Source organism: Bacillus sp. 22475 (genome assembly GCF_052044835.1).
Taxonomy (GTDB): Bacteria; Bacillota; Bacilli; order Bacillales; family Bacillaceae_G; genus Bacillus_A; species Bacillus_A cereus.
The window spans coordinates 96790-120602 of sequence record NZ_JBQENW010000007.1; the positions used below are offsets into that span (position 1 = coordinate 96790).

Genomic DNA, 23813 nt, shown 5'->3' on the forward strand with positions numbered 1-23813 from the left:
ATAGCCCCTTGTCACCTTCTAATTCTATATGTATTATAACATGCTTCACTCTTCTGCCAATCTCTCACTTATTTTCCAGTACAAGAAAAATATAGGTAAATATTTAATCTTTAAAACGTATTTTTATAAAAATTTTTATATTTTTCTTTTCATTCAAAAAAACATGTAGTATACTAACTTCAAAATCAGAGGAGAAAGGGAGCAAAGAACTATGCTTACTTATACAACAACTGTAGTTACATTTGCACAAAAACATCATCATCATACGTAACCCTTGAAACCTAGCGGAAAAATTACGCGTAGGTACAAGGGTTATTCCCGTTGTACCTACGTTAGGCAAAGAGCCATGTAGGTATTTTTTATCTACATGGCTCTTTTTTTATTGTCAAAAAGCTAGTAAAAAATGATGTTTAAGCAAAACTTACTACAAAGGAGTTAACAAAAATGGAAACGAAAAAATGGGGATTATGGGTTTTAACAGCATTTGTTATCGGGAATATGGTTGGCGGTGGCGTATTTATGCTTCCAGCAAATTTAGCACAAGTATCAGGTCCGATGGGTTCTACACTCGCATGGAGTATTACAGGACTTGGCGTATTTATGATTGCACTTGTATTTGGAAATTTAGCGATTCGGAAACCAGAATTAAAAGCTGGACCACAAAGCTATGCTCAAGCTATGTTTCCTTCAAAAAAAGCTGGTAAAGTTGCAGGATATAGTATGGCATGGGGATATTGGGCTGCTAACTGGGCTGCAACAGCATCTGTTATTATTTCCTTTGCTGGATATTTATCAACATTCTTTCCAGTTTTACAAAGTAAGCAAATTCTTTTCTCAATAAATGGATTTTCACTGGAACTCGGAAAAGGATTAACTTTCCTCGTATGTAGCCTTATGCTGTGGGGAATTCAATATATTCTTTCTCAAAATATTGATCGAGCTGGAAACATGAATCTACTTGCTACCATTGCAAAAATTATCGGATTTACAATGTTTATCGTAATTACATTATTCATTTTCAATGCCTCTAATTTCGGAGACGGTCAAACCTTTATGAATGAAGCAGGACAATCCATCTCGTTAGGTGGACAAATCAATTCAGCTGCTATTGCAACACTCTGGGCATTTATCGGTATTGAATCAGCAGTTATGCTTTCTAATCGTGCAAAATCACAGCGCGATGTAAAAAAAGCTACGATTTTCGGATTAATTATCGCTCTTCTTATTTACATGTCAATTACTTTACTTACAATGGGAGCTCTTCCGCAAGATGCTTTAAAAGAGTCTCAAAAACCATTAGTAGACGCATTAAATTTAGCAATTGGAAATAAAGGCGCATATATCATGGCTTTACTCGCTCTTATATCTTTATTTGGATCTACAGTTGGCTGGATTGTTGTTAGTTCAGAAGTACCTTACCAGGCAGCAAAGAATGGACTTTTCCCTAAGTTTTTCGGGAAAACAAATAAAAAAGGTAGTCCTTCAAAATCATTATTGATTACAAATGTAATGACGCAAATCTTCTTATTTTCAACGATTTCTGGTACTGTTTCAGAAGCGTATAGTTTCGCTATCGTCGTAGCAACATTAGCCTATTTAATTCCATACCTTGTTTCTACTCTGTACCAATTCAAACTGGTTATTACAGGAGAAACGTATGATATAATGCCTGGTTCTCGAATAAAGGACGGAATCATCACTACATTAGCATTTGTATACTCAATTTGGGTTATCAAAACAGGAACTGCTGACTTAAAAACGTTCTTCTTAGGAATTGGATTGTTCGTATTAGGTCTTATTCTTTATCCTGTACTAATGAAAGACTCACAAAAAACGGATTAAATAAAGAGAAGCTACTGGCTTCTCTTTTTTATTAGAAATCTGTAATTAACTTTTCTTTTAGCTCTCCTACAGATAAAGGTTTCGCATAATAAAATCCCTGTACATAATCACAGCTCATTGATTGTAATAAACTCTCTTGTTCTACTGTTTCTACCCCTTCAGCAACTACTGCTAAATTTAAACTATGAGCAATTTCAATAACGGATTTTACAATCGTTCGTTCTGGCTGTGCGTGATCATAATGAAATTCACGAATAAAATTACGATCAATTTTTACAATATCCAGTGGTAGTTGTTTTAAATAATATAAGGAAGAATAGCCAGTTCCGAAATCATCCAAAGCAATTAAAACACCCATATTTCTTAATTCTTGTAATGTAGCAATAATATAATCAAAATGGCGGACTGCAATGCTTTCCGTTATTTCTAATATTAAACGGTTCGGAGGGAAACCAGTTCTCTTTAAAATGCTACGTACTGACAAAATAAAACGTTTCTGCATTAATTGTTGTATAGATAAATTCACAGATAACTTTAGTCCTTCTTGATAATTTGGCAATGTTTTAAACAAGCGACATGATTTTTCTAATACCCAGTCTCCTAGTTTTATAATAAGTCCAGACTCTTCAGCTACAGGGATAAATTCGCTTGGTGAAATAGGTCCGTCTTCTGTCATACAACGTACTAGAGCTTCTATACCAGAATATCTCTTCGTTTTCAAATCAATGATAGGCTGCAATGCTACATCTAACTCTTCATCACGAATTGCCTTTTGCAAAGCAAACTCAACTTTCATTCTACGATTTATTTTCGCGCGTAGCTCATCTGTAAAGAAACACGCAGCGTTTCTCCCCTGTTCTTTTGCACTATACATAGCTAAGTCAGAGTTTTTCAATAAAGTTTCCACATCTTGTCCGTCTTGTGGATAAGAACAAAGTCCTAGACTAGCTGAAATGTATACTTCATGGCCTTCAAGCATAAATGGTGCCTGGAAACATGACAACACAGATGTCGCTAACTGACTCATATCATCTTGTCTATGATTTTTTGTTAACAGCACAAATTCGTCGCCACCTAGCCTAGCCAGAACATCTTTCTCTCCTAGTACATAATGCAACCTTGAAGCAACTTCGCTTAAAAGTAAATCTCCTATTATATGACCTAACGTATCATTTACTAATTTAAAACGGTCCAAATCAAAGTAAATCATACCAAATTCTTTTTTATCTGCAATCAATTTATTAACGGTCGTTATTAATTGTAAACGGTTAGGCAAACTCGTTAAAGCATCATGATAGGCAAGCTCCCTATAACGACTTTCACTTAGCAGCAATCTATGTTCTGCTTCTTTTCTACTACTAATATCATTTCGAATTGCGATAAACTGGTATGGCTCTCCTTTTTCATTTAAAAATGGAACAATTGTTGTTTTGACCCAATAATATGTACCATCTTTTGCTCGATTCCGAATCTCACCTGTCCATACTTTCCCATTCAAAATACGTTTCCATAAGTCTTGAAAAAAGTTTTTTGGATGATGTCCTGAATTTAAAATACAGTGATCTCTTCCAATTAATTCTTCTCTTTTGTATTTAGAGATTTCACAAAATTTATCATTTACATATGTAATAAGACCTTTTCGATCTGTAATTGCAACAATTGAAGACTCATCTAATGCTAACTTTAAATCTCGCAATGAAGAGTCATATAATGCATGACCTCTCTGTTCTAGCATGCGCATCTCTCCTTGCTTCTATCTGACTAAAACACAACCTGTTTCTCTTCATAGAAATAGAGATATTTCATTTTCTAATACTAGCCCATTACATAAATTATCTTTTTAAATAGACCGATTAAAATAACATAATATTATTTGTAATAAAAAGCAATATTATACCGTTCCAATTATAACTAGTAGCTTCTCATCTCCCTAATTATTTCGCGCCTTATTATACTGCAATCCCTTTAAGTGGCTCTATGCAAGCTTTGTTTCCAACTAATACCACTCACATCTGATCTCTTTGTTTTTAATAACGAAATAGAAATTAGAACATACTACATAACTATTCACGAATAATAATATAAAACTCTACATCAATGTATATGTTTTTGAATTACAATAACAAAATATTAACATATTTTCACCTTAATTTTGGAAGTATTTTATAAATAAATACCGTATTAAACTAAAAAAGAGGATAGCCTCTTTTTTAGTTTAATACGAATATGGTATTTGCTGATAACCTGGGTATGACATTGGATACGTTACAGGGTATGGTGATGGATAAGCTACTGGATATGGAGCCGGATAATATCCTCCACTTGTTGCACCTGTTAATGCACCAGCTGTCAGTCCGCCTAACATTCCTCCTGCAAAGCTTCCAGGGAAAAATCCGCCTCCCCATGAACTACCACCCCAGCCCCATCCGCCTCCGTGATGATGATGGTGATCATAGTGATTGTGTCCTCCATGGTGATGATGTCCGCCGTTATGATTGTGCCCACCATGATTGTGTCCTCCATGATGATTTCGATAATACAATCCATTATTTTCTATATAATTCATGTTTCTCCGCTCCTTTTCGATTTTTTCATTTTCATATGCGTTAAGAGTGGGATAAAAAATGGGATAGTACACTGTATGTAGGACAAATGCGGAAAGTATAGGTGAAATGTCTATATTTTGTAAAAAAAGCAAAACACCTTATAATAAAGATGTCATATTACATCTTCTATTTAAGAAGTCTATATTGAAAAAAGATTAGGGGAATTATATAGAAATGAAAAAACCTATCGTTCAATTACTATTAATATTTACAATTGTATCTATCGTTCTGTTCCTATTAAATACATCGTATATCTCGTTATATACATTTGTCGGTGCTCTATGGTCCATCACAATCGTAGGAATTTCATTCGTTATTTTTATAGAAAATAGATCTCCACAAAGTACATTAGCATGGTTTTTAGTATTAGCACTTCTTCCTATTATAGGTGTGCTTTTATACGCTATTTTCGGACGCAGCCGCTGGAGAAGAAAAAAACATCTCCATCGTTCAGAAGAACAAAGAAAATTATTCCGTGAAATATTAGAAGGAAGAAGACTAGAGTTATTACTCACAGTCCCACTAAATGAACGTTCCATACATTTAACAGAAGTCATACAAAAATTTGGAGGCGGTCCTGCCGCAGATAAAACAACTACAAAACTTTTAACAAACGGAGATCAAACATTTTCAGAAATTTTGCGAGCTATAGAGCAGGCAAAACATCATATACATATTCAATACTACATTTATAAATCTGATGAAATTGGTACAAAAGTTCGAGATGCTTTAATACAAAAAGCAAAAGATGGTGTTATTGTACGCTTCCTTTATGATGGCCTTGGAAGTAATACGTTAAGAAGACGATTTTTACAACCTATGAAAGAAGCTGGGATTGAAATTGTAGAATTTGACCCTATTTTTTCAGCTTGGTTACTTGAAACTGTCAATTATCGTAACCATCGAAAAATTGTTATTATAGATGGAGAAATTGGTTTTACCGGAGGACTCAATGTCGGTGATGAATATCTTGGCCGTTCAAAGAAATTTCCTGTTTGGCGTGATAGTCATTTAAAAATGGAAGGCAAAGCATTATATAAATTACAAGCAATCTTTCTAGAAGACTGGCTCTATGCCTCTAGTGGTTTAAATACTTATTCCTGGGATCAATTCATGAATAGACAATACTTCCCAGGTAAAGAGATTTCAAATGCAGAAGGTGCTGTTCAAATCGTAGCCAGCGGACCAAGCTCCGATGATAAAAGTATTCGTAATACATTATTAGCTGTTATGGGCTCTGCAAAAAAATCAATTTGGATTGCTACACCCTACTTTATTCCAGATCAAGAAACTTTAACATTATTACGCTTAAGTGCAATTGCCGGAATAGATGTACGGATTTTATATCCAGGTAAAAGTGATAGCATCATTAGTGATCAAGCATCTCAATCCTATTTCACTCCGCTTTTAAAAGCTGGTGCTTCTATTTACAGTTATAAAGATGGTTTTATGCATGCAAAAATTGTACTCGTTGATGATACAATTGCAACTATTGGAACAGCAAACATGGATGTACGTAGCTTTGAATTGAATTACGAAATTATTAGCGTACTTTATGAATCAAAAACAGTTCACGATATTAAACGTGATTTTGAAGAAGACTTTAAACATTCAACTGAAATTAAATGGAACTCTTTCCAAAAAAGAAGTATAAAAAAACGTATATTGGAGTCTTTCATGAGGCTCATTTCTCCTTTACTGTAAGCAATCAACTTCATCTTGATTGCTTTTTCTTTTCCCTTTATCCTCCTTCCTTTTCTTTGCATACCATATTAAAACAAGTTATCATAAGATGTATTACTTTATGAAAATAATGTTAGGTGGGAAATACATGTTAGAACAATTTCATATACATTCTGATTTAAAACAACAGCTTTCTACGATTCATGAAAAGAATAAACAAGAAGCTGGTGAAAATGCACATTTAATCGGAACGAAAATATATAAAGCGTCTGATAATAGCATTATTGAAGATGCGATTACAGCACTTCTTCTTGGCAAGAACATTCTATTAAAAGGACCGACTGGTAGTGGTAAAACAGTACTAGCGGAAACTCTTTCTTCTTTATTCCAAAAACCAATGCATAGCATTAACTGCTCTGTCGACTTAGATGTAGAAGGTATTTTAGGATACAACACACTACAAACGAAAGATGGTGCATCTGAAGTTTCATTCGTTAACGGTCCTCTTATGAAAGCAATGAAGAACGGTCACTTCCTATATATTGACGAAATCAATATGGCAAAACCTGAAACTTTACCGCTACTTCACGGCGCATTAGATTACCGTAAAATGATCACAAACCCATTTACACAAGAGGTTGTATACGGTGATGACGAATACCGTGTAATTGCTGCGATTAACGAAGGTTACGTTGGAACAAGTGAACTAAATGAAGCATTAAAAAACCGTTTCGTTATTATTGAAGTTCCTTACATTCAAGGTGACACATTAAAAGAACTATTATTAGCAGAATCAAAATTAAATGATGTTGCAACAATTGAAAAGTTTGTTGCATTTGCAAGCGACCTTATGCCTTTAGCTCGCGATGGACGTGTAAGTGAAGAAGCAGCAAGTATTCGTGGTATTATCGACGCATGTGATTTAGGTGTATATATTCCTGTTATGCGCGCTATTGAACGAAGCATAATTGCAAAACTTAATGATGAAACAGAACAAATGACTGTCCGTGAATTAGCAGAAAGTTATTTCTTTGAGGGATAATTTATGAGACAAATTTTTAGTGACAAAAAAATTGATGCGTCGCTGTTTCTACAAATGGAAAACTTAATGTATGCCCTTCTAAAAGAAGACGATGCCTATCTTGAATATGGCTATAAAGCATACTACGACGAAATTGAAAAGAAAGTTGTCATTAGTCACTTTTGGGATGATCGAAAAGAAGAAGATACAGTAATCGGATTAAAAAGCGAAGTGTTCTTAAAAGCACTTGGTAATAAACATTACTCGGACATGACTTTAATTCGTTCGTATGCGATTGAATTGCAAGAATCGCCCCTAAAAAAGTTTTTAACTCAATTATTTGTTCTATTAGAAGATTTACGCGTTGAGGAAATCGTAAAGAACTTACGTCCTGGCACGAAACATATTTTTAAACGCCGAAAAGAAATGTACCGCAATTATTTCGGCTCTCAAAATGAAATAAACCGCGTTCGTAATTATCACGGTGATCGTCTATTTTGCCTATGCTATCTTTCATTAACGAGCGATAAATATGAAATGTTTAATAATGAATATTTTGAGCAAATTGAAGCGATTTTACATGAAACATTCCAAGCACGTAATACAGAAGATATTATATATATCGTTGAGAAAATTCGCTATCGCTTAGAGGCGCTTCTTGAAAGTGATATGCTTAACAACTATTTCGGACATGCTCCACTTTACTTATCTGTTCTTGCAGACGAAAAGAACTGTCGCGTCGAAGATTTAGCAAATGATGATACGCAGCTTATAGATGACGATGAAAATAAAAACAAAATGGATGAAAGTTTCTCCACATGGCATCGTGAAAATAAAAATAACGAAAACGAGAACTTTTTACGCTTTGAATTAGAAAGCGGAACAAAAACAAACATGATGGGCGATACTGCTCGTGAATCAGAAGATGGCGACCAAGCACTTGGTTCTGTACAAGGTACTTCTCAAAAAAGTACACAATCCAACTTTGATGGCGCTGATACAGAAGAAGCAAGGGCTTCACACGCTTCTAGCCAGCACGACGGTGCATATGGGAAGTATAATGTAGGTGCTTCTCATACATTTAAAGAAGCTCGCAAAGTAAATATTGATGAGAAAAAAGATTACCAAGCTATCAAATCAGTCGTCAATAAAGATGTAAAAGAATTAAAGAAAATTATCGAAAAAACGATTGAAAATAAAACGAATGCGAATAGTGATAAATATTACGGAAGACTTCGTAAGAAATTCCTTCGTATTTATACCGAAAAACAACCGCGTATGTTTTATAAAAAAGGACAAGAGTCACAAGAACTCGATGTTGCATTCCAACTGCTAGTTGACTGTTCTGGTTCTATGTATAACAAAATGGAAGAAACGAAGAAGAGTGTTGTACTATTCCATGAAGCTTTAAAGTCTTTAAAAATCCCGCACGCTATTAGCGGATTTTGGGAAGATGCCTCTAGCGCTAAACCTGAAGATAAGCCGAACGTTATCCATGAAGTTGTAAATTATAAAAACTCAACGTTACCAAACGTTGGTCCAGAAATTATGCAACTTCGTGAAGAAGAAGATAACCGCGACGGATATATTATTCGTATCGTTTCTGAAAAGCTTGCAAAAAGACCTGAGAAACATAAATTCTTACTAGTCTTCACAGATGGTGAGCCTTCTGCGCTAGACTATCAACAAGACGGAATTTTAGATACGCATGAAGCTGTTAAACTCGCGCGTAAAAGTGGTATGGAAGTAATCGGTATCTTCATCGAAGAAGGCGAAGCGAAAGAAGCAACTTATCAATTGATGAAAAACATTTATAACCATCACTTCTTAGTTGCAAATCACGCTGAAGATTTACGTCTAAAGATTAAACCACTATTGAAAAAGTTATTACTGAAGACGATTGAATAGAAAATAGGAGCCTTGTGGCTCCTGTTTTTTCGTTCAATTACTTTGTTTCTGGTTGAAACTTGTATGGAATGGCTACTTCTAATAAAGATTCAAATCCTCCGTCATAGTATGGGAAGCGCTCATTCGCAATTGTTCGATCCACCCACTCTATTGCAGAAATTTCACCTTCATCTTCCGCAATAAGTTCACCTTTTACTACATTCGCTCGGAATGTAAAAAATAGTGCATGATTCCCTGATTCTTCAAAGAATTTTTCATTGATCGCAACAAGTCCACCTAACGTAGCAGTTAAACCTGTCTCTTCTTTCACTTCTCTTATTAGTGCTTCCTCTAATATTTCACCTTTTTCCACAGCCCCGCCTGGCAATGACCAAACGTTTTGTTCTGCATTATGTACCATTAATATTTTATCTGTTTCTTCGTCATGTATTAGTGCATATACGACATCAACTCTTTGCATGTTGCATTTCCCCTTCAATTAACTCATCCATTGTAAATAAGGAGTGCAACTGCAATCCATCTTCTAATAAGTTATCTCTTCCTTCTTTTGTTCGTTCAATCACACCTAGAACATGATTAACTTTCGCACCTAGTTCTCTTAAATCTTTCGTGCTTAATAATATTTGACCGCCTGTCGTAATGACATCTTCAACAACACAAACATTTTTCCCAGCAATATCAACACCCTCTGCCAACTTACATGTGCCGTACTTCTTCGCTTCTTTTCTTACAAATACGACTGGTATACCTGTTTGTAAAGATAATGCCGTTGCTACTGGAATTCCTCCCATCTCTAAACCAGCGAGTGCTTCTGTATCAGGAGGAATGAGCTCTTTCAACTGTTTAGTAATTTCTAATAACAGTACTGGATTAGATTCAAATAAGTACTTATCAAAGTATTGATTTGATACTTGTCCTGATCGAAGTTTAAATATTCCCGTTAAACGTGACGTATTGTAAATTTCCTTTGCTAACTCCCATTTCTCCATTCCTTGTCTCCCCTTTACACACAAATTAACTCATTCTATCGCATTTGTAATTATTTGTATATTCCCAAAATACAAATAAAAAGAGTCGATTCCTAAGAATCGACCCTTCCTATTAATTCATCACTAACTCAGCTGCAAGCTTTTTTTTTAACTTAGCGAGCATGTCAGTTGTCATTTTGTCTAAATCGTATTCTGCTTTGAAGCCCCACTCTTTCATTGCTGCTGTTGCATCAATAGAGTTTGGCCAGCTATCAGCGATTGTTTGACGAGCTGGATCTACTGCATAATCCATTGTAAACGTCGGAATGTGTTTACGAATTGACGCTGCAATTTGCTCTGGCTCAAAGCTCATTGCTGTAATGTTAAATGCATTTCTATGCACTAGCTTACTTGGATCAGCTTCCATTAATGAAATGATCGCTTGTAAAGCATCAGGCATATACATCATGTCCATGTACGTTCCTTCAGCAATGTATGAGGTGTATGCACCTTTTTTAATCGCCTCATAATAAATTTCAACTGCATAATCAGTCGTTCCGCCTCCTGGAGGAGCTACGTAAGAAATTAAACCTGGGAAACGGACACCGCGCGTATCTACGCCAAATTTTTGATGATAATAATCACACAGTAATTCTCCTGCTACTTTGTTTACCCCATACATCGTAGTAGGACGCTGAATTGTATCTTGCGGTGTATTATCTTTTGGCGTTGATGGACCGAATGCACCGATAGAACTTGGCGTGAAGAACTTACAGTTTAATTCACGAGCTGCTTCTAATGCATTTACAAGTCCACCCATATTTAAGTTCCATGCAAATAACGGATTTTTTTCTGCTGTTGCTGAAAGTAAAGCTGCTAAATGAATAATTGTATCTACTTCATTACGCTTTGCGATATCATGTAGTTTTTGTCCATCTGTTACATCTAACGTTTCAAATGGACCAGACGTTACTACTTCACTATCTGTTTCACGAATATCTGTTGCAATAACATTTGATGCGCCGTATACATCACGAAGTTTCATTACTAGTTCAGAACCAATTTGCCCTAAAGAACCGGTTACTAGAATTTTTTTCATTTTCCCCACTCCTCATTTGCAAGCTATTCAAAAGATGTCGTTACTTAAATGATGCCCATTTCTTTCCCTACTTTTTCATACTTACGAATTGCTTCATCTAACATTTCTTTCGTATGAGCTGCTGTAGGCATATTACGAACACGACCTGTTCCTTTTGCTACAGTTGGGAACACGATAGATTTTGCGTATACGCCTTCTTCATTTAGACGTTTACTAAATTCTTGTGTTAATACTTCGTCCCCAATAATACAAGGTGTAATTGGCGTTTCACTTTCCCCAATGTTAAAGCCCAGTTCTTTTAACCCTTGTTTTAAATAGCGACCGTTTTCCCATAGACGATCATGTAACTCTGTGCTTTCCATTAAGATTTCAATTGATCTCATGCAAGCTGCCGCATCAGCTGGTGTTAATGCTGTAGAGAATAAAAATGGACGTGAACGAACTTTTAACCAGTCAATTAAGTTTTGTTTCCCTGCTACATATCCACCAATTACCCCAATTGCTTTTGATAATGTACCAATTTGGAAATCAACTTTATCAGAAAGACCGAAGTGCTTTACAGTTCCTGCACCTTTTCCAAGTACACCTGAACCGTGTGCATCATCTACGTATGTCATTAAATCTAACTCTTCTGCAATCTCAACAATTTCTGGTAGTTTTGCAACATCTCCATCCATTGAAAAGACACCGTCTGTAATTACCATTAATTTATTGTAAAGACCTGATTCTTTCGCCGCGATTGCTTTTTGGCGTAAATCTTCCATATCAGAATGTTTATAAACAATAATTTTTGCTTTTGATAGACGACTACCGTCAATAATAGATGCATGATTTAATTCGTCTGAAAGAATCGCATCATTTTTATCCATAACAGCTGAAATCGCTGCCATATTACAGTTAAATCCTGATTGATAAGCAATTGCTGCTTCTGTATGTTTAAACTTTGCAATTGTTTCTTCTAACTTAATATGCAAATCTAAAGTACCGTTAATTGTACGAACAGCCCCTGCTCCAACGCCGTACTTATGAATAGCACCAATTGCTGCTTCTTGCAAACGGCTATCTGTTGCTAATCCAAGATAGTTGTTTGAAGATAAGTTAATATATTCTTTTCCGCCTATTGTAATGATCGGTCCATTCGAACTCTCAAGCGGATCAATTACGTTATAAAGCCCCTTTGATTTTAAATCCTCTAAATTTTCTTCTAAAAATTTCGCAAGTGTTTTACTAGACATCGTGAAGCCTCCCATCGTTCATGTAAGCGGATTATTATCTTAATAGTTCTAATAATCCCTCTACTAGCTTAACACGTTTTCAGAATTTATTATAGAAAAATAGTTTAAAGTAACCGCTTACAATTCTAGATTATATATGATTCATTACAATAAATCTATCATTTACTTTTCATATTTGATAGAATTAAAAAAATATTTAGGGAGGCTTCAAACATGGCATTTACAGAATCTGATGTATACAATAACACAGCATTTTCCGAACAATATATGAAACGAAGATACCGAGAAAATAGCCCAAATGAATCCATTGAAAAACCAGTATTCTTTCAGCTCATTGGTCATGTGCAAGGAAAACAAATTCTCGATTTAGGCTGTGGTGACGCTAAGTTTGGTGCGGAATTATTAGAAAAGGGATGCTACTCTTACACTGGCATTGAAGGCTCCGAACTTATGTATGAAAAAGCTAAAAATCAACTAGAAAATAAAAATGGATCTGTTCATTTTTTAAACCTCAAAGATTATACCTATCCCTCTTCCACTTTTGATTTAGTAACATCTAGACTCGCCTTACATTATATTGAACATCTTGATGCCATTTTTCAAAATGTGTTTCAAACTTTAAAAACAAATGGCACCTTTACCTTTAGCGTTCAACATCCCGTTATTACTTCTTCCTTTGAAAGCTTACAAACAAGTGGTAAAAGAACGAGTTGGCTCGTCGATGATTATTTTAAACTAGGCAAACGGGTTGAACCATGGATTGACCAAGAAGTTATTAAATATCATCGTACAACGGAAGAGTATTTCACATTATTACAGCAAGCTGGATTTACCATTACATCATTAAAAGAAGCTACACCAAATCCAATCTATTTTCAAAATGAAGAAGAGTATAAACGTCGCTTACGAATTCCTCTCTTCCTCTTATTTTCTTGTACCAAATAAAAAAAACGATGAATCACTCATCGTTTTTTTATCTCATCGCCTGAGCAACTTCTTTAACTACACGTCTTCCTCTTCCATGCGGGATACAAAGCGGTGTTCCAAACAACGGATCCGTACTAATTTGACACTCCATTCGGAATACATCACGTACTAGTTTCTCATCTACCACTTCTTCAGGTTTACCTTGTGCATATATTTGTTTATCTTGAATTGCTACAATGTTATCTGCATAGCGGCATGCTAAATTTAGATCATGTAATACCATAACAATTGTTCTTTGTTCTGTTTCATTTAATTCGAATAATAAATCTAGCACTTCAATTTGGTGAGTCATATCTAAGTATGTAGTTGGCTCATCCAGTAAAATGATATCTGTATCTTGTGCAAGTGTCATTGCGATCCAAGCACGTTGACGCTGCCCACCTGAAAGAGCATGCACATCACGCTCAGCAAATTCTGTCATACCTGTTGCTGCAAGTGCCTTCTGTACCATTTCCTCGTCTTTTTCTGACCATTGCTTCAGCCATGTTTGGTATGGATAGCGCCCTTGCTTTACAAGTTGTAATACTGTAAGTCCTTCTGGTGCTTGTGGTCCTTGTGGTAAAATCGCCATTTGACGAGCAATTTGCTTCGTTTGCATACTTTGAATTGCTTGATTATCTAACAAAATATCACCATTTGTTGGCTTTAATAATCTGGCTAGTGAACGTAATAAAGTTGATTTCCCGCAACCGTTAGAACCGATAAAAATTGTAATTTCTCCTTTTGGAATTTCTAAGTTCAGCTCATCAATAATAATTGTTTCACCATAAGACAACGTCAAGCGTTTCGTCTCCAATGCTTTTTGCATATTCATCTCCCTTTATGAATTCCGACTTTTATAAAGTAAATAAATGAAATAAGGTGCACCAATTGCTGATGTAAATACCCCTGCTGGAATTTCAAGTGGTGTGAAAATTGTACGCCCTATTAAATCTGCAGCAAGTACTAGAATTGCACCGACAATAGCTGCAACTGGGAGTAATGCACCGTATAAAGAACCAACTAATCTTCGTGAAATATGAGGTGCCATTAAACCGACAAATCCAATCCCTCCGGCAAAAGCTACCGCACCACCAATTAAAGCTGTACTAAGTAATAACATAAATACACGCGACTTCGTTAAAGGAACCCCAAGTCCTACCGCTATATCATCCCCTAGCTCTTGTGCATTTAAATGCCTAGCTGCGATAAATGATATTACTGTTAAAATGAGAACCCAAGGCGCAAGTACCATAACATTTTGCCAAGAAGAGCCGTAAACGGTACCCGTAATCCATACATTCGCTTGGCTCGCTTGATAAATTGGTGCTAGCAACATAAATAATGTTGTCGCCGCCTTCGTTAATGCCCAAAATCCAACACCAATTAAAACGAGACTAATTGGTGATAATCCATCATTTTGCCATGCAAATAAGTATACAAAAACCGCTACAATCGTTGCTCCTGCAAAGGCTGCGAGCGGCATATAATGAATACTTACCGTTAGTGCATTATTTTTATCACTAAATAGCGCTAAAAATAATACAACTGCGACACTTGCCCCGCCCGTGATCCCGATGATATCAGGAGAAGCAAGTGGATTTCGAACGAGCCCTTGTAAAATACAGCCCGCTACCGCAAGCGCAATTCCTACGAGGATAGCAATTAAAATACGCGGCATACGAAACTTATTTACAACCATATTTGACATCGCATCACCATTTCCGGTAATTGCTTGCCATACGTCATAAGGAGCAATTTTCATGTCTCCCATACCTGCGCTCGCAAAGAATAATCCTATTAAAACAACTAGTAAACTGAATAAGACGAGACAAGCTCGTTTATACATTAAAAACGAGAGCTCGCCTTTTCCTATACGAAACGGAATATATTTCTTCATTTGCTAAGCCCTCTCTTACGTGCAATATAAATAAAGAACGGTGCTCCAATAAATGCTGTCATAACTCCTACTGGTACTTCTTGTGGCATAATGACATATCTTGCTGCTATATCAGCCAATATTAGTAGTATTGCACCTAACAATCCGCTATAGGGCACTCTCCATCTGTGGTCAACTCCAACAAGAAATCTAGCAAAGTGCGGAGTAATAATTCCAATAAATCCAATTGGGCCAGCAACTGCAACTGAACCACCAGACAACAGTACAATAATAAGTAACACGAATGATTTCATTAAAATTGTTCGTTGTCCAAGTCCTTTCGCCACGTCTTCTCCCATCATCAATGTATTTACTTTCCCTGCCATCATAAGAGACGCAATCCATCCTATTAATAAATATGGGAATACAGATTGTAAAATTTCTAACTTTCTCCCTTGCACAGATCCGGCAAGCCAAAATAATACCTCTTCAAGTGCTTTTTCATTTAACACAAGTAATCCTTGTGTTAATGATGAAAATAACGCACTAATTGCGACCCCTGCTAACGTTAACTTCAGAGGAGTAGTCCCTTCTTTTCCTAAAGAACTAGAAGCAAATACAAGTACAGCGGCAACCGCCGCTCCTAAAAAGGCAATCCATGTGAAAGCTGATAATGATGTTACTGAAAAGATTACAATTGCTACAACTATGAAGAACGCAGCACCTGAATTTAATCCAATAAAATCTGGAGAAGCAAGTGGATTCTTAGTTAAAGTTTGCATAAGACAACCCGCGATGGCTAAACTAGCACCAACACTTGCTGCTATAAGTGCCCTTGGAAGGCGCACATTTTGAATAATAATATGTTCATTAGAACCATTAAAATGGAAAAAAGCATCTAGCGCTAATTTCCAGCTCGTATTTGTATATCCGAAAATAATACTTCCCCAAATACAAATAACGACTGCAATGATTCCAACAAATAATCCAATCCATTTTGCTTGATTTGTTTTTAATAACATGCAGCGTTTCCCCTTCAATGTATAATGATACGTTGTAAGTGTATTTCAACTTAATTCTTATTGTCAACGGAAATGAGAATTATTTTCAACCATATGTATTGACAATCAAAAGATAAAGGCTTAACATCATGCTTGCTATTGAAAAATATTCTCAACATGTAGGGGGTACATAATGAATTTCATGCGGAAGAAATCGTTTACAGTATTTGTATTTTTACTAGCATTTTCAATACTTTTAAGTGCTTGTGGAAAATCAAATAACAAAGAAGAATCTACAAAAGAAGATAATAAAAAAGAAGTGGTTACTGTAGAACATGCAATGGGTAAAACAGAAGTTCCTGCTAATCCAAAACGTGTAGTTATCTTAACAAATGAAGGAACTGAAGCTTTACTTGAATTAGGTGTGAAACCAGTTGGTGCTGTAAAGTCTTGGACTGGTGACCCATGGTATCCACATATTAAGGATAAAATGAAAGATGTAAAAGTTGTTGGTGATGAAGGACAAGTTAACGTTGAAACAATTGCTTCTTTAAAACCAGACTTAATTATCGGTAACAAAATGCGCCACGAAAAAGTGTACGAACAACTAAAAGCAATTGCACCTACTGTATTCTCTGAAACATTACGTGGGGAATGGAAAGATAACTTCAAATTTTATGCAAAAGCATTAAATAAAGAAAAAGAAGGTCAAAAAGTTGTATCTGATTACGAATCACGTATGAAAGATTTAAAAGGCAAACTTGGTGATAAAGTAAATCAAGAAATCTCTATGGTTCGTTTCATGCCTGGTGATGTTCGTATTTATCATGGTGATACATTCTCTGGTGTTATTTTAAAAGAGCTTGGATTTAAACGCCCTGGCGATCAAAATAAAGACGACTTTGCAGAGCGTAACGTATCTAAAGAGCGTATTTCTGCAATGGATGGCGACGTATTATTCTACTTCACATTCGATAAAGGAAATGAGAAAAAAGGCTCTGAATTAGAAAAAGAATATATCAATGATCCGCTATTTAAAAATTTAAATGCAGTGAAAAATGGTAAAGCATACAAAGTTGATGACGTTATTTGGAATACAGCTGGTGGTGTAATGGCTGCTAACCTACTATTAGATGATATCGAAAAACGCTTTGTTAAATAATTTTATTCTAACCAGCTCTCTCTTTGATGGAGCTGGTTTTTTCATTTCACTGAAGTGTCACATTATTTCATTTTGTATTTTTATTCCCAATATGTTATATTATAAAAGTAAATAGAATATATTTTCTTTATATCAGAATAGATTTTTTAATCTAAATTTTCTGATTAATCACTATTTTATTTTCTTTTAGAATTCAATTATTACATTTGAAAACGCTTATCATCTCGTTTTCAGGGCAAAATACAGTAACGGTTGAAGAAAAATAGAACTTTTTTAGAAATTTTCTTTCTATTTCCATATAATTCTATTGACTTCTAAATATTTTGTAAATTAAAATGATTACATAAATATCCGTTATACAGGATTAGGGGGAAACAAAAATGGATGCAGCTTTAAAATTAGACAAAGCTGGAGAGCAACAATCACCAAAAAAACATCCACCAGGGTTGTACTTGTTGTTCTTAACAGAAATGTGGGAAAGATTTAGTTATTATGGAATGCGTGGCCTTTTAGTTCTTTATTTAACAACTGCTGCTGTTAGTGGCGGGTTAGGATTTGATAAGGCAGTCGCAGTGCAATTATATGGTACTTTTACAGCGGCAGTATATTTCATGCCAATTATAGGCGGATGGCTAACGGATCATTATATCACAAGACGTCATGCCATTACTCTCGGCGGAATCATTATGGCAATCGGCAATTTTGTACTATTCTCAATGAATACAAAAACAGGACTATTCCTTGGATTAATACTATTAGTTATTGGTAATGGATTCTTCAAACCAAATATTTCTACACTGTTAGGTGAATTGTATGGCGAAAATGATTCACGTCGTGACAGTGCATTTACTATCTTCTATATGGGTATTAACGTAGGTGCTTTCTTTGCTCCACTTATTTGTGGATTTTTAGCAGAAGATTTCTTTAAAACAAGCGCTAATGGCGTTATTGTAATGGGATATAAATACGGATTCTTAGCAGCTTGTATCGGTATGATTATTGGACAAATTGTTTTCAACTTATTAGCTCCTCGTTACCTTGGTAAAGCAGGAACAACAGTTGTTGGTAAAAAATCAAAAGATCAACCTGTAATCGAAAAGAAACCTTTAACAAAACAAGAGAAAAATCGTACTTGGGCAATTGTAATTTTAACTTGTTTCGTAGTATTCTTCTGGGCAGGATTTGAACAAGCTGGTAGTTCTTTAACACTTTATACAAATAAATTTGTAGATCGTACAATTTTCGGTTGGGAAGTTCCAACATCTTGGTTCCAATCCGTTAATCCAGCATTCATCGTACTACTTGCACCATTTGTATCTATGCTATGGTTAAAACTTTCTAAAACAAAACGCGGTGATTTAAACGTGCCAACAAAAATGGCATTTGGTATGATTTTACTAGGTATAGGTTATCTTGTTTTAACATTAGCAGTTCTAAAAACTGGAAGTAGTGAAGCAGATATAACTGTAAAAGCGAATTTATTATTCATCGTTATCACTTATCTCTTCCATACAATTGGTGAGTTATTCTTATCACCAATCGGTCTATCAATGGTAAGTGCAATCGCTCCTGTAAAATTAGCATCATTACTAATGGGGGTATGGTTAGCTGGTACGGGTATGGCTAACTGGTTAGCAGGTAAACTTGCTTCCTTTACACAATCATTAGGATACCTTGAAGTATTTGCAAGTATCGGTATTATCGTTATCGTCTTAGGACTTGTACTCCTTCTCTTCTCTAAAAAAGTTGCGAGTATGATGGAATAACACACAAAAAGACGCTTCTAAAATTAGAAGCGTCTTTTTTATTATTTCTCCTCTAAAGCTGTCACGTCCACATGAACGCTCTCACCAGGATTAGATACATCATACACTTGAGCACTCCCCTTCTGCTCATCACAGCTCTCAATCCATACTGGTACGCCCTCATATGTAACGTCAATTCTACTTGAAGAAGATAAGATTTGTTTCACACGTTTCACATCCATACTAATATCCCTCCTTTTGCTTACTACACTCCTTTCTATTTTTTCTTTTCCTTTTAGAATATATTCCGTAAAGCAGCATGTTGATTAATAGTCATTTCTTCCTCACATGCTAATATTTACTCTCTCGCTACCTTTCTGACAAATAAAAAAAGACGTATATTCTACACGTCTTTTTCCATAATATTCAAATTTTAAGAAAATAATGTTTTTACTACCGCACTTACTTTATCATTATGGATTTGATAATACACTTCTAATCCTCGTCTTTCAAAGCGCACTACTTTATTTTGCTTTAACTTCGTTAAATGTTGTGAAACCGTTGATTGCGGAATTTCTAACACTTCCTGTAGTTGTGTTACATTACATGTCCCTCTTTGCATAAGTTCCATTACTAGACGTAGACGAAGTGGGTGAGCTAACGCTCTTAACATTTGTACATCTTCTTCTGAAATACGACATTCGAATTGATTTTGGCTCATAAAGTTCCCCTCATTTTCGTTTTTATTTGCGTTTTTATGTTCTTTTTATTTATTTATATATCTGTTCTTATATTTCCTGTTACGACATAACTTTATCAACCTATAAAGCCGAAAAATTTTTCCATTTTCATCAACAAAAATTCAGGAAAAAATCCTTGTTGATTTTGAATATTATACTATATGATATAACGAAAAAGCAAAATAATGGCCTACGAATACTTTGCCTGCAAACGTTGTTTTATCAGGCTTTTTGTTATATTTTCACCTCATTGAAATGCACAGTAACGGTATTGTAAAATACCGTCTATAATTGATAACCTATCGTAATGTAGCTGAACTATACTTAACCTCTTTGTTACGCTAAAAGGAATTTTCAGTAAAAAGAGATGATGTGGTATTAAAAATTTGTTTCTAATTTTTTATTCGTATTGCAAGCGGTTGGACTGTTGTGCAAAACTTCCTATTAAATCCACTCGCCATTCCTCCCTCACTAGATCAAACAGGACAGATCAGTTCATATATCAAACTTTATACTCGATATAAAAGATGGCATCTAATATACGCCTATAAGGAACATGCCATCTGAATAAGCAAAATAATATGCAAATAGTTTATACAGCACACTTAAATTCATTTGAGTGTGTTTTTTGTCTACTTTATGAACAAAGCTTTTCTTTTAACACTATTATGGAATAATTATACTTTTTTACGTTGACAATAGTGTTGAAGGAGAATATACTAAGCATGTAAGTTGATTGTGAATAGTTTCACAAATAATGTGAATTTCTTCACATATAATAGATAGGAGTTGTCATTATTATGAGTACTTGGACACAAATTTATGACCCATTAAACAATATTTGGTTATCTGCACTAATCGCAGCACTTCCAATCTTTTGTTTCATCATTTGTTTAATGGGATTCAAAATGAAAAGTTACATGGCTGGTCTTTATAGTGTGATTGTCGCTATTATCCTTGCAATATTTGTTTATAAAATGCCAGCAACAGTAGCTGTAGCATCTGCCGGGTTCGGTGTTTTATCTGGATTTTATCCAATTTGTACTATCGTTATCGCCGCAATTTTCCTTTACAAATTAACTGTTAAAACAGAGCAATTCAATATTATTCGCGATAGTATTTCAAGCATTACAAATGATCAACGTTTACAAGTATTATTAATCGCTTATTCTTTCGGTGCTTTCTTAGAAGGCGCAGCTGGTTTAGGGGTTCCAGTTGCTATTACAGCTGCACTACTTGTAGGTATGGGATTTAACCCATTAAAAGCAGCAGGTATTTGTTTAGTAGCTAATATCGCTGGTGGTGCTATGGGTGCTATGGGTATTCCAGTTACAGTACCAGCACAATTAACTGAACTTGACGCATTAACTATCGGTCGTCAAACTGTTCTTATTTTACCTTTCATTAGTATCATCTTACCTTTCTTACTTGTTTCAATGGTCGATGGAATTAAAGGTATTAAAGAAACTTGGCAAGGTATTCTTGTAAGTGGTGTTTCTTTCGCAATTACTCAGTTCCTTGTAACTTACTTCTTAGGCGCAGAACTTACTAACATTTTCGCAGCCGTTGTAAGTATGATTGCTCTTGCATTATTCTTACGTGTTTGGCAACCAAAATCTTCTACTAAAGAAGAAAAACAAGAAACTAAAGTATCACATACATTCAATCAAATTTTATATGCTTGGTCTCCATTCGTATTCTTAACTGCATTTGTAACAATCTTTAACTTAAAACCGATTAAAGCTTTATTTGCTCCAGATGGTGCGTTAGCAAACTTAGTATTTAACATTCAGTTCCCTGGTCTTCATAATGCTGTTATGAAAACTACACCAATTACAAAAGCTGATACACCTTTCGCAGCTGTTTTCAAATTCGATGTATTCTCTTCTACAACTACTGCGATTGTACTAGCAATTATCGTTTCACTTATCGTTTACCGCGTAAAAGGTAAAATGGTTAAAGAATTAATGATTGAAACAATGAAAGAATTAAAAGCTCCAGTATATACAATTTGTAGCGTTATCGCTTTAGCTTACGTAGAAAACTACTCTGGTATGTCATCTACACTTGGACTTGCATTCTCTTCTACTGGTAATGCATTCCCAGTTCTTTCTCCAATCTTAGGATGGATTGGCGTATTCATTACAGGTTCAGTAGTTTCAAGTGGTTCTTTATTTGCACCACTTCAAGCAGTAACAGCAGACCAGTTAAACATCGTTCCTTCTACACTCGTTGCCTTAAACGTAGTAGGTGGTACAATGGCAAAAATGGTTTCACCACAATCTGTAGCAGTTGCTTGTGCCGCAGTTGGACTAGTTGGTAAAGAATCTGCTCTATTTAAAACAGCAATGAAATACAGTTTAATCTTCTTAGCTGTTATTAGCTTACTTCAATTAAACGCTGTATTTAATATCTTTTAAAAATAAAACACCGATCCAAATGGATCGGTGTTTTTCACATTACATTTTTTTATTTTTTAATAAAGAAGCTCCAGCAATTTCAGGGTGAGTCATTTCGAATGGATCTAAAATAATATCCAATTCCTCTTCTGTCAGTACACCATGTTCTAAACATAACTCTCTAACAGATTTTCCTGTTTCAATTGCTTCACGTGCAATACGAGATGCTGCTTCATAACCAATATGAGGATTAACTGCTGTAATAATGCCAACACTTTTCTCAACATATTGCTTCAGTAATTCTTCATTTGCTGTAATTCCTTCAATACAATATTCACGGAATACACGGAATCCATTATTCATAATACTTATAGATTGAATTAAATTAAATACAAGCACAGGCTCCATTACGTTTAACTCTAATTGTCCTGCTTCTGATGCTAAGCAAATTGTATGATCGTTTCCGATTACTTGGAATGCGACTTGGTTAATCACTTCTGCCATAACTGGATTTACTTTACCTGGCATAATCGATGAACCCGGCTGACGTGCTGGCAATTGAATTTCAGCTAACCCAACACGTGGCCCAGATGCCATAATACGAAGATCGTTTGCAATTTTAGACATGTTCATCATACATACTTTAAGTGCTGCAGATACTTCTGTATATGCATCTGTATTTTGCGTTGCATCAACTAAATGCTCTGCACCAACAAGTGGGAATCCACTAAACGTTCTTAAATGTTTTACTACTTGTTCAATATACGTAGGATTTGCATTTAATCCTGTACCAACAGCTGTCGCCCCCATATTCACTTCATATAAATGTTGACGAGACTGTTTAATTCTTTTTATATCACGCGCAAGCACTCGGCTATACGCTTCAAATTCTTGTCCAAGGCGAATTGGAACTGCATCTTGTAAATGTGTGCGTCCCATTTTAATAACGTGATCAAACTCTTTTGCTTTTTTACGAAAAGCAGAATGGAGTTCTTCCATTGTAATAAGAAGCTTTTCTAACATCATAAGAGTTGCAATATGAATCCCTGTTGGAAACGCATCGTTCGTTGATTGGGCCATGTTCACATGAGTGTTTGGGCTAATTTTCGCGTACGCCCCTTTTTCATATCCCATACGTTCTAAAGCTCTATTCGCAATTACTTCATTTGTATTCATATTAATAGAAGTTCCGGCTCCGCCTTGAATAGGATCCACGATAAATTGATCATGAAACTTTCCATCAACAATTTCTTGCGCTGCTTCTGCAATTTCATGTCCAATGTCTTTAGCTAAGTAACCAGTATCTATATTCGCAAGTGCCGCCGCTTTTTTCACAATTGCCATTGCTGTAATGAGTGATGGATGAATGCGATATCCTGTAATTGGGAAGTTTTCTACGGCACGTAATGTTTGTACACCATAATAAGCTGCATTTGGTACTTCTTTTTCACCTAAAAAATCTTTTTCTATACGTATATCCTTCGTTGCTATCATTTTTATCACCTATACTTTTTCATTCTAAATCCTTATCCAAAAAATCCACCCTCTAAAAACACGAG

Annotated in this window: 20 protein-coding genes; 8 read left to right on the forward strand and 12 right to left on the reverse strand. The window is 35.3% G+C overall.

The window, feature by feature from the left end:
• Window positions 1-444: 444 nt before the first annotated feature.
• Window positions 445-1842, forward strand: coding sequence for an amino acid permease (locus ACTJJY_RS13650; RefSeq protein ID WP_000448446.1), 1398 nt, complete (start codon window positions 445-447; stop codon window positions 1840-1842).
• A gap of 31 nt (window positions 1843-1873) precedes the next feature.
• On the opposite strand, the gene ACTJJY_RS13655 is transcribed toward ACTJJY_RS13650, so the two are convergent.
• Window positions 1874-3577: a putative bifunctional diguanylate cyclase/phosphodiesterase gene (locus tag ACTJJY_RS13655; protein WP_440605726.1), complete on the reverse strand. Its 1704-nt coding sequence runs from the start codon at window positions 3575-3577 to the stop codon at window positions 1874-1876.
• A 480-nt stretch (window positions 3578-4057) separates the two neighbouring features.
• A complete protein-coding gene (locus ACTJJY_RS13660; RefSeq protein ID WP_440605727.1) occupies window positions 4058-4408 on the reverse strand; it encodes a cobalt transporter in 351 nt (116 codons plus the stop codon).
• A gap of 214 nt (window positions 4409-4622) precedes the next feature.
• On the opposite strand from ACTJJY_RS13660, the gene ACTJJY_RS13665 reads away from it, so the two are divergent.
• The 3 genes from ACTJJY_RS13665 (at window position 4623) to ACTJJY_RS13675 (ending at window position 9060) form a co-directional block, all read left to right on the forward strand.
• Window positions 4623-6152, forward strand: a complete 1530-nt coding sequence (locus ACTJJY_RS13665; protein WP_440605728.1) for a cardiolipin synthase — start codon at window positions 4623-4625, stop codon at window positions 6150-6152.
• Window positions 6153-6279: 127 nt separating this feature from the next.
• Window positions 6280-7173 carry an ATP-binding protein gene (locus ACTJJY_RS13670; protein WP_000892988.1) on the forward strand — a complete coding sequence of 298 codons (894 nt, stop codon included), beginning with the start codon at window positions 6280-6282 and terminating at the stop codon, window positions 7171-7173.
• 3 nt (window positions 7174-7176) lie between these two features.
• Complete coding sequence (locus ACTJJY_RS13675) at window positions 7177-9060, forward strand: vWA domain-containing protein (RefSeq protein ID WP_440605729.1); 1884 nt, start codon at window positions 7177-7179, stop codon at window positions 9058-9060.
• 37 nt (window positions 9061-9097) lie between these two features.
• Here the strand turns inward: ACTJJY_RS13675 and ACTJJY_RS13680 are convergent, their stop codons facing one another.
• The 4 genes from ACTJJY_RS13680 to ACTJJY_RS13695 form a co-directional block, all read right to left on the reverse strand.
• Window positions 9098-9520 carry an NUDIX hydrolase gene (locus ACTJJY_RS13680; RefSeq protein WP_098033704.1) on the reverse strand — a complete coding sequence of 141 codons (423 nt, stop codon included), beginning with the start codon at window positions 9518-9520 and terminating at the stop codon, window positions 9098-9100.
• On the reverse strand, window positions 9507-10049 hold the full coding sequence (gene pyrE / locus ACTJJY_RS13685) for an orotate phosphoribosyltransferase (RefSeq protein WP_440605730.1): 543 nt from the start codon (window positions 10047-10049) through the stop codon (window positions 9507-9509). Before pyrE ends, ACTJJY_RS13680 begins: the two co-directional genes overlap by 14 nt.
• Window positions 10050-10161: 112 nt before the next feature.
• Window positions 10162-11127 (reverse strand): L-threonine 3-dehydrogenase, encoded by a 966-nt coding sequence (locus ACTJJY_RS13690; protein ID WP_000723124.1) that lies wholly within the window; start codon window positions 11125-11127, stop codon window positions 10162-10164.
• A gap of 44 nt (window positions 11128-11171) precedes the next feature.
• The gene (locus ACTJJY_RS13695) at window positions 11172-12362 is read right to left on the reverse strand and encodes a glycine C-acetyltransferase (protein WP_000095906.1); all 1191 of its coding nucleotides are present in this window, start codon (window positions 12360-12362) and stop codon (window positions 11172-11174) included.
• A 213-nt stretch (window positions 12363-12575) separates the two neighbouring features.
• Here ACTJJY_RS13695 and ACTJJY_RS13700 point away from each other — a divergent pair, with 213 nt between their 5' ends.
• Complete coding sequence (locus ACTJJY_RS13700) at window positions 12576-13307, forward strand: class I SAM-dependent DNA methyltransferase (protein WP_440605731.1); 732 nt, start codon at window positions 12576-12578, stop codon at window positions 13305-13307.
• A gap of 28 nt (window positions 13308-13335) precedes the next feature.
• Here ACTJJY_RS13700 and ACTJJY_RS13705 read toward each other — a convergent pair whose 3' ends face one another.
• The 3 genes from ACTJJY_RS13705 to ACTJJY_RS13715 are packed head-to-tail and all read right to left on the reverse strand — an operon-like array spanning window position 13336 to window position 16229.
• The gene (locus ACTJJY_RS13705; protein WP_001167953.1) at window positions 13336-14157 is read right to left on the reverse strand and encodes an ABC transporter ATP-binding protein; all 822 of its coding nucleotides are present in this window, start codon (window positions 14155-14157) and stop codon (window positions 13336-13338) included.
• A 12-nt stretch (window positions 14158-14169) separates the two neighbouring features.
• Window positions 14170-15228 carry a FecCD family ABC transporter permease gene (locus ACTJJY_RS13710; protein ID WP_440605732.1) on the reverse strand — a complete coding sequence of 353 codons (1059 nt, stop codon included), beginning with the start codon at window positions 15226-15228 and terminating at the stop codon, window positions 14170-14172.
• Complete coding sequence (locus ACTJJY_RS13715) at window positions 15225-16229, reverse strand: FecCD family ABC transporter permease (protein WP_000925211.1); 1005 nt, start codon at window positions 16227-16229, stop codon at window positions 15225-15227. The genes ACTJJY_RS13710 and ACTJJY_RS13715 overlap by 4 nt, the downstream gene beginning before the upstream one ends.
• 172 nt (window positions 16230-16401) lie before the next feature.
• Here ACTJJY_RS13715 and ACTJJY_RS13720 point away from each other — a divergent pair, with 172 nt between their 5' ends.
• On the forward strand, window positions 16402-17370 hold the full coding sequence (locus ACTJJY_RS13720; protein ID WP_440605733.1) for an ABC transporter substrate-binding protein: 969 nt from the start codon (window positions 16402-16404) through the stop codon (window positions 17368-17370).
• 380 nt (window positions 17371-17750) lie between these two features.
• Complete coding sequence (locus ACTJJY_RS13725) at window positions 17751-19136, forward strand: peptide MFS transporter (RefSeq protein ID WP_016083560.1); 1386 nt, start codon at window positions 17751-17753, stop codon at window positions 19134-19136.
• Between the two features lie 41 nt (window positions 19137-19177).
• Here the strand turns inward: ACTJJY_RS13725 and ACTJJY_RS13730 are convergent, their stop codons facing one another.
• Both ACTJJY_RS13730 and ACTJJY_RS13735 read right to left on the reverse strand, forming a co-directional pair.
• Complete coding sequence (locus ACTJJY_RS13730) at window positions 19178-19357, reverse strand: acid-soluble spore protein H (RefSeq protein WP_000382679.1); 180 nt, start codon at window positions 19355-19357, stop codon at window positions 19178-19180.
• A gap of 191 nt (window positions 19358-19548) precedes the next feature.
• On the reverse strand, window positions 19549-19836 hold the full coding sequence (locus ACTJJY_RS13735; protein ID WP_000081428.1) for an ArsR/SmtB family transcription factor: 288 nt from the start codon (window positions 19834-19836) through the stop codon (window positions 19549-19551).
• A gap of 819 nt (window positions 19837-20655) precedes the next feature.
• Between ACTJJY_RS13735 and ACTJJY_RS13740 the strand changes: the two genes are divergently transcribed.
• The gene (locus ACTJJY_RS13740; RefSeq protein WP_016083562.1) at window positions 20656-22275 is read left to right on the forward strand and encodes an L-lactate permease; all 1620 of its coding nucleotides are present in this window, start codon (window positions 20656-20658) and stop codon (window positions 22273-22275) included.
• A gap of 39 nt (window positions 22276-22314) precedes the next feature.
• On the opposite strand, the gene aspA is transcribed toward ACTJJY_RS13740, so the two are convergent.
• Window positions 22315-23748, reverse strand: a complete 1434-nt coding sequence (aspA, locus tag ACTJJY_RS13745) for an aspartate ammonia-lyase (protein ID WP_440605734.1) — start codon at window positions 23746-23748, stop codon at window positions 22315-22317.
• Window positions 23749-23813: the final 65 nt, after the last annotated feature.

Coding starts and splice junctions, on each gene's coding strand:
- ACTJJY_RS13650 (WP_000448446.1), top strand. CDS start 445: ATGGAAACGAAAAAATGGGGATTATGGGTTTTAACAGCATTTGTTATC.
- ACTJJY_RS13655 (WP_440605726.1), bottom strand. CDS start 3,577: ATGCTAGAACAGAGAGGTCATGCATTATATGACTCTTCATTGCGAGAT.
- ACTJJY_RS13660 (WP_440605727.1), bottom strand. CDS start 4,408: ATGAATTATATAGAAAATAATGGATTGTATTATCGAAATCATCATGGA.
- ACTJJY_RS13665 (WP_440605728.1), top strand. CDS start 4,623: ATGAAAAAACCTATCGTTCAATTACTATTAATATTTACAATTGTATCT.
- ACTJJY_RS13670 (WP_000892988.1), top strand. CDS start 6,280: ATGTTAGAACAATTTCATATACATTCTGATTTAAAACAACAGCTTTCT.
- ACTJJY_RS13675 (WP_440605729.1), top strand. CDS start 7,177: ATGAGACAAATTTTTAGTGACAAAAAAATTGATGCGTCGCTGTTTCTA.
- ACTJJY_RS13680 (WP_098033704.1), bottom strand. CDS start 9,520: ATGCAAAGAGTTGATGTCGTATATGCACTAATACATGACGAAGAAACA.
- pyrE (WP_440605730.1), bottom strand. CDS start 10,049: ATGGAGAAATGGGAGTTAGCAAAGGAAATTTACAATACGTCACGTTTA.
- ACTJJY_RS13690 (WP_000723124.1), bottom strand. CDS start 11,127: ATGAAAAAAATTCTAGTAACCGGTTCTTTAGGGCAAATTGGTTCTGAA.
- ACTJJY_RS13695 (WP_000095906.1), bottom strand. CDS start 12,362: ATGTCTAGTAAAACACTTGCGAAATTTTTAGAAGAAAATTTAGAGGAT.
- ACTJJY_RS13700 (WP_440605731.1), top strand. CDS start 12,576: ATGGCATTTACAGAATCTGATGTATACAATAACACAGCATTTTCCGAA.
- ACTJJY_RS13705 (WP_001167953.1), bottom strand. CDS start 14,157: ATGCAAAAAGCATTGGAGACGAAACGCTTGACGTTGTCTTATGGTGAA.
- ACTJJY_RS13710 (WP_440605732.1), bottom strand. CDS start 15,228: ATGAAGAAATATATTCCGTTTCGTATAGGAAAAGGCGAGCTCTCGTTT.
- ACTJJY_RS13715 (WP_000925211.1), bottom strand. CDS start 16,229: ATGTTATTAAAAACAAATCAAGCAAAATGGATTGGATTATTTGTTGGA.
- ACTJJY_RS13720 (WP_440605733.1), top strand. CDS start 16,402: ATGAATTTCATGCGGAAGAAATCGTTTACAGTATTTGTATTTTTACTA.
- ACTJJY_RS13725 (WP_016083560.1), top strand. CDS start 17,751: ATGGATGCAGCTTTAAAATTAGACAAAGCTGGAGAGCAACAATCACCA.
- ACTJJY_RS13730 (WP_000382679.1), bottom strand. CDS start 19,357: ATGGATGTGAAACGTGTGAAACAAATCTTATCTTCTTCAAGTAGAATT.
- ACTJJY_RS13735 (WP_000081428.1), bottom strand. CDS start 19,836: ATGAGCCAAAATCAATTCGAATGTCGTATTTCAGAAGAAGATGTACAA.
- ACTJJY_RS13740 (WP_016083562.1), top strand. CDS start 20,656: ATGAGTACTTGGACACAAATTTATGACCCATTAAACAATATTTGGTTA.
- aspA (WP_440605734.1), bottom strand. CDS start 23,748: ATGATAGCAACGAAGGATATACGTATAGAAAAAGATTTTTTAGGTGAA.